The sequence below is a fragment of the Winogradskyella sp. UBA3174 genome, assembly GCF_002364335.1.
Taxonomy (GTDB): Bacteria; Bacteroidota; Bacteroidia; order Flavobacteriales; family Flavobacteriaceae; genus Winogradskyella.
The window spans coordinates 18,832-31,119 of record NZ_DEXW01000080.1 but is presented as its reverse complement, the minus strand read 5'-3'; the positions used below and the strand labels follow the sequence as shown (position 1 = coordinate 31,119).

General features: G+C 29.9%; 8 protein-coding genes. All 8 read right to left on the bottom strand.

Going from position 1 to position 12,288, the window contains the following annotated elements:
• Positions 1 to 59: 59 nt before the first annotated feature.
• Positions 60 to 428 carry a hypothetical protein gene (locus tag B2U95_RS15185; protein ID WP_296317646.1) on the bottom strand — a complete coding sequence of 123 codons (369 nt, stop codon included), beginning with the start codon at positions 426 to 428 and terminating at the stop codon, positions 60 to 62.
• 535 nt (positions 429 to 963) lie between these two features.
• Positions 964 to 2,487, bottom strand: a complete 1,524-nt coding sequence (locus tag B2U95_RS15180) for a tetratricopeptide repeat protein (protein WP_296317644.1) — start codon at positions 2,485 to 2,487, stop codon at positions 964 to 966.
• Positions 2,477 to 4,609: an ATP-dependent DNA helicase gene (locus B2U95_RS15175; protein WP_296317642.1), complete on the bottom strand. Its 2,133-nt coding sequence runs from the start codon at positions 4,607 to 4,609 to the stop codon at positions 2,477 to 2,479. The genes B2U95_RS15180 and B2U95_RS15175 overlap by 11 nt, the downstream gene beginning before the upstream one ends.
• Positions 4,610 to 4,662: 53 nt before the next feature.
• A complete protein-coding gene (locus tag B2U95_RS15170; protein ID WP_296317641.1) occupies positions 4,663 to 6,852 on the bottom strand; it encodes a response regulator in 2,190 nt (729 codons plus the stop codon).
• Positions 6,853 to 6,856: 4 nt separating this feature from the next.
• On the bottom strand, positions 6,857 to 8,434 hold the full coding sequence (locus B2U95_RS15165) for a hypothetical protein (RefSeq protein WP_296317639.1): 1,578 nt from the start codon (positions 8,432 to 8,434) through the stop codon (positions 6,857 to 6,859).
• 7 nt (positions 8,435 to 8,441) lie between these two features.
• Positions 8,442 to 9,602 (bottom strand): reverse transcriptase domain-containing protein, encoded by a 1,161-nt coding sequence (locus B2U95_RS15160; RefSeq protein WP_296317637.1) that lies wholly within the window; start codon positions 9,600 to 9,602, stop codon positions 8,442 to 8,444.
• Positions 9,603 to 9,992: 390 nt separating this feature from the next.
• Positions 9,993 to 10,262: a hypothetical protein gene (locus B2U95_RS15155; RefSeq protein WP_296317635.1), complete on the bottom strand. Its 270-nt coding sequence runs from the start codon at positions 10,260 to 10,262 to the stop codon at positions 9,993 to 9,995.
• Positions 10,263 to 10,273: 11 nt separating this feature from the next.
• Positions 10,274 to 12,286, bottom strand: a complete 2,013-nt coding sequence (gene brxL / locus B2U95_RS15150; RefSeq protein WP_296317633.1) for a BREX system Lon protease-like protein BrxL — start codon at positions 12,284 to 12,286, stop codon at positions 10,274 to 10,276.
• Positions 12,287 to 12,288: the final 2 nt, after the last annotated feature.

The window sequence follows — 12,288 nt, the reverse complement described above, 5'->3', positions numbered from 1 at the left end:
TCAGATCTAGTTTTGTCATTAAAATATTAGCAATTATTTACTGTCACTCTTACTTACCTTTAAAATGCTTGGTGAATACCTAAAACAACATTGGAATAAAAATCAAATCTAATTTCAAATTTCTTCTGGTTTGTTAAATTAAAAAACCATTCAGTTTTAACTAAATAATCTTCACAAGCTGTATACAAAGCGTATTTAGATATATTAAAATTACTTAAGTCCTTCATACACTCAATCATAATATTAACTTCTCTTATTGGAATGGTTTCATCTATAGTTTGAAGATATAAACCGTTATTTACAGAAGCAGTTAAATCACAAAATAGAACGAGGAAGTTATCATAATCCTCTTCGATATTAGGTGTAGACTCTATTTTGCTATAAATAAATGAATTGTTGATATAAAAATCATCAAAAAAGGCACTCATAATTAATTCTAAATTCTATGTTTTTAACAACAATAAAATTATAGGAATAGAATAAAAATATGAAGTAAAATACTAAAAATAGTTATCTACAAAATAAAATATTGACAAGCTGAAATTATTAACAAATCATACTTTTCTTATATGGTTTTTTATGGTTTTTTTAGAATTCGAATCAAAGATTCGAGGTATATATAAGTAATATAGTTAGACTTCTAGATCTAAAGCCAGTCATGTTAAAATAACAAACCAACATTTTACTGATAAATCTAAAGAAATAATAGTTCGTCAAGACCTTCCTTCAGCAACAAAACAAAAAATATTTACCCATGGAATTGGACATAATGTAATTGATGTGTTAGTAATAAATGTAACTAAGACTTTAATAGATAGCGAAAGTATCAGACCTGTAACCAAAAATCATCTAAAAGTTTTGACAAGAAAATTACAAGGACAGTATAATATCTTTAAAAAAGGAACTCAAGATCAATTTGATGGATAATGTACAAGTATATTCAGAATAGAATCAATATCTAAACTAATACTTTAAAATCTTAAAACACTTCCAACCCCATTCATTTTTTTTCTTATTAAAAGATTGAATAGCATTACAAGTTATTTCATCTTGATTTTTCAGACTGCCATTTTCTATATGACCTGGTGTAATAAATACGTCTTCTAAAAAACCAAAGTTTTGGCCATCATTTATTCTAATAGATCCGGTAACTTGTTTAATCGCCTTACATTCTTGATACTCATCTTTTGCAACTTCTTTAATGGTCAAGGCCTTGTAAAAACCCTCATTACCAAAAGGTTGCAACCTTACTTTATAGACGTCTCCAATTTCAGGTTTAATATTAAGACCTTTATATTTAAAAAATCCATGTAAAGAATGATCAGAAACGAAGTTGATAACGTTTTTATCATGATTTACAAACTCAACTGCAATACAGCTTTCTGGAGTGTCTTGAAACAAAATCTCATCAGCTTCCATACTATGTTTAGCATAAAGCTGCTTGTTACTCGCCTGAGATTCTGTATTTGCATACCAATCACTTTGCATCCAGTCAGATAATTGATTGGAAATCTTCCAACCATGTTCTTCTCTTATCGAAATTATTTTTTGAATCTCCGTTTTAGCTTCTTTATAATGTTTTCCTTTAATCAACAATTCGGCAAATTTCTGTCTTGTTTTAACCAAAAATTCTTTCGGAGCTCTTAGACTTAATGCCTTACAATAAGAAGCAAATTGTACTTTTTCATCATTCTCAAAAATCTCTGCCATTAAGTCCCAAACCCAAAAGTCATTACGCTGCTGCTTGGCAAATGGCAGAAAAGCAGACAGAACATTGTCGCCATCCCCTATAGCTAATAATAATTTAGCCTTAAAATATGGAGGATATTGATATTCAGGATGGTCAGAAATAATCTTATCTAGTTTGGGCATAAAAAGCTTTATTTTATCCTTATCAACTTCTCTAATTGCGCCAAAGGCATCTAGAGGTTGACCCTCCAATAATTTCTTCGAATATGCAATATAAGCTTGATCTGCAAGTGCCATTGTCTCCCGATCATTATAAACAGTTTTATCATAATCTTCTTTTTTGAAATTTTCAAAATTCCACCAATCAGCAAACTCTATAAATCGTGACCAATTTTTATATCCTTTATGGAAAGCTTTATATAGTAATGAATAACTTTCAGAAGGTTTTGTTAAATGAAAACCTTTTACAAGATCAAATACCTTATTTATTTTAGAATAATCAATAGTCTCAGCGGCTTGCAGTTTAAATACCATACTTCCTATTTGCCAAGCAGTCGTATCAAAAACCATAATCTCTTCTTGAGGTAAATTAAGCTCTTTCAGTTTAGTTAGATTATCGATAAATCCTTCAAAATTAGAAGCAGCAACATTCCTCTTAATATACTCATAATAGACCCAACTAATATTTCGCTTTCCCCAAATATTATCTGGTTGTGCGTCTAGCTCTTCCTGCGCTATAATAAGTGCTTCTTCTAACTTACCTGATTGTCTTAGTTCTTTGATTTCTTTAGCTGGCATAATTAGTGAGTTTAGCTATTAATTGTATCAGTTTTTTGTCATCGTCGCATTGAAAGCTTTTAGGCATTGCTGTTGAAAAACGAAATTTCCCATTGAAATAAAATTGGATATATGAACAAACAGCATCTGTTACCAGATAATAGTTGACATAGTATTGCGAGACTTGTTCCTCGATATTTGTAATAGAAATATCTAGACGATTACATTCATCTTGCATTATGGAATATAAATTTTCTAATGCTTTATGACTTGGTGAATATTTTAAAGTAATATTTAGTTTATCACTTGAATTAAAGATAGTTTTCAATTCTTGTTCCTTCTCCAATCCTATTGGATTTAAAATTTTAAATGTATCTAAAAAATGGCCTGAACCTTTATGACTAGCCTGCAATAAAAATTCTAAATTATTCGAATTTACAACAGTATAACATTCCAAAGAATCGCCTTTAGATTCAATATTGGTTATTCTGAAATCTGTTTGTTCCAGTTTTTCCAATAGACCCCAGTACTTCAAGCTCTTGCCCTTATGTTGATTAGTATTGTGAAAAGGTGACGTACTTACTGCTTCAAAATTTATGGTATTTTGCGGAATTCTTCCAATTTGTGTAATTGCTGAAAATTTAAGTTTACTGAAACTCGTAAAATAAGGCGCATTAAACGTATATAACGTATTTATAGCGCGCGTTGTTGCTGTATAAGACCAACGCAACGGGTCATCTGAAAGACCTACTCGACCTGAATAGTCCACAATAACCTTATCCCATTCTCCACCTTGTGCCTTGTGGCACGTAATAGCATACCCATATTTAACTCTTAATGCATTATAAAATGGATCATTTTTCAAGGCCGTTTTAAATTCTTCTGAACCCACCTTATAAGAATTTAATTTAAATGACTTTCTTCGATTTTGCTCTTCACGAAAGCGCATTACAAAGTTGATATATAACGCCTTCATCATATCAACATTTAAATCTCTATCGATAGAATTTAATAAAGAATCAATAATATAACATTCGATTTCTCCATCATAATTAGGAACTCTTATCGTCACTTTTCTAAATTCTAAAGTGATTGTTTTCTTTTCCTTTTTTGTGGAATTATTAACAAAGACTGGTGCTGACTGAGAAACAATTACATTAGACACTTTTACAACTTTGGCGATATCCCCATTAAATAATTCGGTATCATAAGTGTGATAGTTATTGTTGTTGATTAAAACTAAATCACCAGCTAAAATGCCTTTTTGCAGAGGAAAAAGAGTGTTTCTTATTCCAACATTGTAATGATAGCATTGAGAGTTAGAAAATGAAATTATAACACCATCACCTATTGCGGGATTTGGAAATAAGGCCAGATAAGTGTCAATGATATTTATTGCATTTAATTTTATACAGGATTCATTATCAAAATCAAAAATTAATTCATTTCGCTTTTCTTTTTCTAAAACTGACCTAATAGTTGTTGCGTTTTTAAGTATTAGATTATCTTCTTGCCGCTTTACTTCCTTCAAAACGCTTAGATCACAAGAATAACCTTTGCTGTCAAAATAAGCTTTATCTAAAGCATAAGAATTATTATCACCAACAGGCGCTAACTGGGCAGGATCACCAACAAAAATCACTTTATTATACTTATTAGACCCAAAAATATGTGATAACAAATCCGCCAATAAAATGTTTGTTCCAAAATCAAATAACTCATTTTTCGACTCTCTGCTAGAAACCATTGAAGCTTCATCTACTATTAAAATACGTTCATTATTATTTGATAGATCAATTGGAAAATGATACTTAACGGAATGCTCAGCTTCTTCTTTAGAGTTTGCATTAACTGCTTCAATAGCCTTTAAGTTGAATATAGTGCTATGAATAGTTCTGCCATGGCCAGTTTTATCTCGCAAAATCTTGGCTGCTCTGCCTGTAGGCGCAATTACCTCGAATGCTTTGTTTTTACTTGCTAAATAAGAAGACAAACCTTTAATAAGAGTCGTTTTTCCTGTGCCTGCATAACCTTGAAGAATAAAAACTTGATTTTGATTATTAAAGAAGCACTCAATTTCACATATTGCGGATTGTTGGTCGCTTGTTAGATTTATATTTTTAAAATAGTTGTAAATATTCATTCCTCATTTCTTTATCACAAAAATCAATAGTTTATATGCAATATATCTGCACATTACATTTTGATTAAAATCGTTTTAAGTTTTTCAAACCAATTGGATATCTTACTAGATTCTAATTTAGTTAGATTAAATCTATTATCAGGATGAATATAGTCATTTCTGTATTTTGAAATCTCAAAAATAAATTGAGAAATATTATCATCTTCTAAATTCAACTTTTCTCTAATTAGACACTGAACTTTATTACTTGTAGATTTATATGAGTGACTGGAAATAACATTGTTTTTAGAAATCAAAGTATAAGTTCTATCTGAATACTTACAAAATTTTACTTCTGTATTATCCCAAAATAACAGTATTCCATTCGCAGTTTCTGAAGTGACGAAAATATCGGCTAGACATTCAATAATTTTATACATTGAAAGCATTGCGACAGCATATTTGTTTTTTTGCTCAGACTCAAGGATCGTATATGATAACTCAAGCTCCTCTAAAATAAGATTTTGATAACTCAAGGCTTTTAACAGTTCAAAATTTGAGGTAAAATACTTTTTTAAAGGATTACTCTTTAGGCTAGTATTAATTGAATCTATATTTAGCCATATTTTCTTTAAATATTCTCTTTTTAAAGAATGCTTAATGAGGTTTAAACAACTAATAATATTATTTTTTGAAAACTCAGAATCCAAACTATTTTCAACATTTTCTTTAATCACAAAACCATCAGCACCAGCATTTTGTAATAATTGTAAGTTCCATATCCTATGGGTGGCAGAAAATATTATGACTTGTATACCTGGATTAAATTCTTTTATCTTGTTTAGAATCTGCATACCAGAAATTAAGTCAATGTTTACTTCATTATTATCAGAAGAATGTAATCTGAAATCTAAAATTATAACATCATAATTTATCTCTTGGGTTTTTGTATCTATAATACTATTGTAAGCGTCTTCTATAATTTGATCTCGACTTAGTGTTCTATAATTAATTTCAAGCTTGTCAAATTGTAAATCTTTACTCGCTTTAAATAAAGATTTAAAAATATCAAACCAGCCTTTTTTGTAATTATCGTCAATAAGTAAAACTTTACCACTAAAACTATTTAAAAAATTAAGCTCTGTTTCTCTTATTGAAGAAAATTTAGACGTTGGGTAGAGTGTTTGTAAATATTTAAAATAAAGTCTATTCTCAACTGTATCAAGAACATCATCGATTTTATCATATATAGGGTTAGGTATTGTAAAGTTCCATTTATAAATGGCCCATTCATTAGTTATCGCATGATTATCGTCAAAATCTTTAGGTATATTAAGCTTTAATTTTTGAATCTCATTTGGTAACTCTTCCTTTGTAAGGACCTCTTTTACTTCTAAAGCTGTTTTTTGAAATGCTGACTTTTGAAATGGTATTAATTTTACATTTTTAGTCTTTAAAATATTAAAGCATTCATGATTTAATATATAATCCATACCAACAAAACCATACAAATAAACATTAGTTAATTGATTCATTGTATCTGTGCAACGAATTAATGTTGCTAAACGAAGTCCGTTATAATCAGAAAGAATAGAACCAAAACACAAGGGAATAAATATGTTATCGTATTTAACTTTATCTAAATATTTCTCAATATAATCCGTGAATTTAGCATCGGAAATATCCTTATTAAATAAAGTTTCTTCCTCAGCATTTTCAATTGCATTTTGTATATAGTTTTTCGTCGTTCTAAAAACTAAAGATTTCTGATTAGGGATATTAGCAGCTTCAGCTTCTATTTCTCTTAAAGCTATCTTTAATTTCTCATTTAACTCATTTTCAATTTCAGGCTTATTTCCAAAAAGCAAAAAATTTAAATCTAAAACTTCTTCTTGTACTTGATACAAGAATGCCTCTAAATTTGAATAAAGAATAGAGACAGGTAAGTGAACAACATTATCTTCAAAATTACGATTGGATTTACTTCCACTAAAAAACACGAGATTAAAATCGCTATTAGTCTTCGCAAATTCCTCTAAATGTTTTCTCTTGTCTAATGCCTCATTTGAATAAAGTGAATTATCTAAAAAAGATTCATGATATAGCACTGTATTTCCTTTTTTGAATATATTTTGAGAATTTACAATTAACTCTTGAAGGTCATATATCGGTCTTAATTCATTTACAAAATTATTAATCTTGTCTTCATTAAAACCAAAATCAATCTTTTGTCTTTTTCTTTTATCGTCAATTAAATAAATCATTTTTTTATTTTTTTGGAAAAACAAACAAATGTTCAACACCTTTAAAATCATTGTCCACAATCAGCTCATTCTTTCTTTGTTTACCATTCCACAAATTAATTTGAGCAAACTTATTTTGACCAAAATCTGCCCTTAAATACATTTCACACAAACCATTGATTTGATTTCTAATCAAGTGACTATAGCTTTGCCCTAATCGCTCTTCTGTATTAACTATTGATTTTTGATATATTGTATTTATATGATGAATTGAAAATTGAAAATTATTATTATCGACGGATGCTGATAATTTTACTCTTGGTTTTTCTAACTGATATATTTCTGCTACTTCCAGAACTAGTAAAATAATTCTCTTATAGGCTTGAATAAGTTTGTCTATATCTGTAAAATGCTCAATGTTGTTAGGAAACGTATTATCCTCAATTATAAAATCAATTCTATTTTGCCATTGTTCAACTTCATTCTTTCTATAAATGAGTGATTTTAATGAGTTGTCGCTCCTAATATGAAAAAGGTGCTTGAAATGAATAACTAACTCACTAAATGATTGTAAATTTTGTCCTGTGATTCTTGATTCAATACTATCAAATTCATAGCCTGTATTTTCTCGTTCTTCTACAATACCAACACTAGGATTAGGCGGGACATTTGGGTTTTTATCACTCCACTTTTTTAAGTCTAAACAAGACCAATTAATCTTTATTACATCCGATGTCCATCCTTTTGACAATTCACCTTTATAATTTTTACCTGTTAAATACACACGAAATAAAGTTTGCAAACTTGCTGGTGCAAAATACTTTTTTTCATGAATTTCATAAGTTTCGATAATTTTCTCTAAATGCTTACTAAAATTATAATCTTCAGTATTACAATACTCTTTAATAATTCCTAACTCATCACTATCAATATCATGACATGTTGATTTCAATATTTTATTTTGATTATATCTTAATAAAAACGTGTATAAACTTTTTGGATAATAGTAATTGGGAAGTTCATCATAATTACTATTGTCCTCTTTGAGGTCTAATGAAGTTTCTAGATTTTTTTTGTTAAAATCACTGGATATAAACTCATCCTCTAAAATCTCTAAAGCATCTTTCTCTGTTCCGACTATAACAGCGTTTTTTACAGAAGCCTTCTCTAATTCTTTTAATCCAAATGATTTATCACTATCTACTTCTACAACCGATTCTCTAATTGATGATTTTTCAGAATTGTCTACATTCTTCACTGCACTCTCCATCAAAATCTCAATCGCTACTCTACTCTCATTCAATTCTGGCTTGTCATTTTGCTCTTTATCATTAACTAGACCATCATCTTCTTCTTCTTTATCTTCATCATTGCCAAAATCCCAATCATCAAATAAATAACTATCATCTGGTAAACCATTTGTATTACCCTCTTCACTTAACCCTAACTCTTTCTTAATCGCTTCAACATCCTTAATTAATTCATTATCTCTAACATCTGAATCCTCAAGCTCTTTAGATACCAACTTTAAAAACCGATCCTTTTGATTAGAATTGAATTTCTCATTTTCTAACAATTGTTTTATGAAACTATATTTATTCATAGACCGATTATTTTTCTAATTGATATTGTGACATTGCTTCATTGATGCCTTCTTTTTCCCAAACACTTAATATTCTTTCAATACTAGAATCTTTAGTTTTTAATAATTCAAAACGCTTTCTAAGCTTTAAATAAGTAGTATCATTTTGACCCTTTACCATCTTTAAATATTCTAACTTTCCACTAAGAACATTTTCAAAATTAGGTTGTCCTTTTTTTACATGGCCCTTTTCGACCTTATAATCTTGTTTAAAGATGTGTTCTGCCTTAAATCTGCCATATTTTTCCCAGTAATATAACCACATACGTAACTGCTTAATGTATCTAGAATTTACATTAACTTTAGTATTTACAATAAGTCCTGTAACTTCCTGACGATATCCTACTTGCTGTAAGCGAGTTTTTGTTAGGTTAATTTCGAACTTCTGATCATTAATAATTCTATTAAGTTCATCTAAAAACTCTGCTTTTCTAAACACATTAGTTTGAGAAGAAAATGTAATATCGTCTGCATAACGAGAATAGTTAATTATAAATCGTTTAGCTAAACCGTTTAGTCGTCTATCTAACTTTATACATAATATATTAGTTATTGTTGGCGAGGTTGGTGCTCCTTGTGGCAAAACAGTTTTCATCTCTCCATTTATTTCAAAAGGATGGGTACAAAGGCTAGCTAAACTAAAAGCTAAAGGTTCTGCATCTCCTCCAAAATTGAATGGTGCATACATAAAACCTAATTTCACACGATTTCTATCAAATGCATGAAAAAAGTCTTTAAGATCGATATTGTAAACATATTGGCTATCTACATGTTGTTTAGCATTATCTACAATCGATTTGCCAATTACAAAACCTGTAGCTTTGTGGTGTGGTTCAGCTACACTGTTCAGAATTATATTTAACGGACGTAAAATATGTTTAAGACCATTTACTGGTGCGTTGATAATTCGATCTCCTCCACTTTTCTTTTTTATACAAAATGATGTATATCTTGTTTTACTAAGTTTTGGATTTGCATAAAAATTAAAACCTTTTTCTGTTAACGGTCTATAATCTATACCATACAATAATTCATTAACGTAATTAATTAAATTAACGATGTCATTTTTGCTTTTAATTAGAGCAAACTGATTCTTAACTTCTTCTGTATGTTGTTTTTTTAATTTCATAATAAAAAGTCCTCAAAAACCTAAACCGATATTCTTTATGTATGATAAGACTTTATAAATACTTCAAAAGATTTAAAGATTTAAACTTTTAAAAGAATTATAAATTGAACAATAATTTGAATAATTAAGCATATTTAATGTGATGCTACTTTATGATGTTTATTTCATTTAAGACTTCAACATTATTTCTCTTTTATGTGGTTTATTACATTAGAGATTACTTAATTACCTACTTACTTTCGTCCCAATCTAATAGACTGGGATAATATGCCGATCGTTGTTTAAATACAAGTATTCAAACCAGCATACACTTTCAATACTTTTGGTTTAGGTTTTTCAAAGAACTTTGCAAATATGATTTACATATATGCAGTATACCTGCGTATTTGATTATACTTTCTGAATTTTACAAATCCATTGATCCTTAGCTCTCAAATAAATTCTTCCATCTGTTTTTTTACAGACTTTCACATTTTCCGTTTTAAACTTTGTTCCAACGGGATGTGATTTTCGTTCTTCAGAACTACATTCGATAAGAATATTTGTTGGTAACCCTTGTCCTTCCAATGGACGCACTCTTACTCTAGATGTTTCCGGATCCATAAAACTTTCACATTTTACATTATTAATAATATTTCCAATAACTAATAAATCTTTCATAATAACAAAATTTAAATCTTTAAATAAGTCAACTCACAAGACTTACATTTCCGTCTAGTTTGGTCTATATCTGCCACACTAAAGCGTTCTTCTATTTTCTCAAATATATCCAAACCCCTTCCTAGCGTAATTTTCCAACCATTATCGGCTGCAATAAAGCGATCATGATGACGCTCAAAACGGATGGTTAAATGAACACCAATACTTTGTACATTTTGAGCTAATTCCTCTAAAGAAGACCTAGAATCTTCCAAATATTCTTCATCATTCCACGTCACTACCTCCAAATTAATTTGATCTTCAGGATCTTTATTATTCCCTAACATGATGCAAAACTCTAATAAATTTTTAAACTGATAATACATCCTTATGTATGGATCTTGAATCGTAATATTTTTAGCCCCTTTAAGGTAATCGGCAAAGAGTTTTTTATAAGAAATCCCTGTTTGATTGTCTTTTAAAATCGTTTGGTGTGGTTTTAAATCTAATTTTGGTTTTATAAGGACTTGACCAGAATCTTCTTCATCCGATTCTTCCTTTACCTCAACAGCTGCTTTATAGTTTAAGTTTTCGAGTGTTTCTGGATATACTTCTACTCCGTTAGATAAAATAGTATACTTAAACTCCACAGGTTCAGATTTAAAAGTTTCATCGATGATATACAACTGATCCTTTACACGCTTACGACCTTCTACACTAAAATCTAACAATTCTAAAACTTCTTTTTCTGTTAGCTCCTGATGTGGATAAATCAATTTTACCAATCCGGAAAAGGATTTTCTAATCGCTGTTTTATCTCTTGTGGTCAATGAACCATCAAGAGTCACATAGTCATCCATAATGGATGAAAAATCATACTTCCTTTGTTCTCGTAACAGTTCCGCCAAATAATCAACTATAAATCCATATTCAGTTGAGAATACTGATGTTTTTAAAATACGCACTTCCCAACCTGGAATGTACATGTGCATTCTATCCAAAAAAGCCCCTTTTAAATAGCCTTCAGGTATGGATTCAAATAAGTGAGAGTTTTTCAGCATATAAGGTACATTGTGTTTCGTATTCCCTATAAATGCCATTGAGGCCGTTGCTTGATACGTTTCTTTACCTCTATTAAAGCTTTGGTTAGCCATGTAGTTCTGCATGATCTTCACCAAATCACCATCGGTACGTTTACCTCCCTTCTCTTGCTCAAATTCGTCTAAGGCAACAACATCCCAATATCCTACTAAACCAATAGCTCCTTTTCCTGTATTATTGACAAATAATCTTGCTTTAGAGACATCTCCTCCAGAAACTAAAACACCATGTGGCGATAATTCAGAGAATATATGCGACTTCCCTGTTCCTTTAGGGCCTAATTCAATAAAATTATAATTGTTTTCAACATGTGGAATTAATCTTGACAGTTGTATAAACTTATCACGCTTATTAAAGTATTCTGGATTTAAGCCAATGCTGTGCATTAATAAATCTAACCACTCATCAGTTGTAAACTCTTTTCTTAAGTTTATATATTCTGGCAAATTGATATTTGCAACTTGGATAGGTTTTAAATCTACAATAATCCATCTCATGTTAATATCGTCTGCATGAGAATACCCAACGGTTAAAATACACCAAACGCCACCACCACTCAATAATTTAGGATTATCCAATACCATTTGATCTGCAATAGGGACTTTGCGCAAACCTAAACTTGCAAAATCTGCCTCATACATATTTGCCTGCGTATCGTTTAAGGTTACATTTATTTTATCAATGATTTTATAGCTTCCTGTATTTCTTACTCTTGCTTTTACTAATTCAGCATCCGATCTGTGCACATAATTGTTTTGTATCACATTTTTAACCGTCTCAACACCTGCCTTAATAATTTCATCATCATCTACAGCGCAATGTTGACCTAACAAATACTCTAACACATATGCAGGTACTGGATTACTGCCCTTTACTAATGCCGTTAAATCTTTTCTAACCACTTTCCCTTCAAAGTGCTTTAAAATTTTATCTTTTAATTCCATAA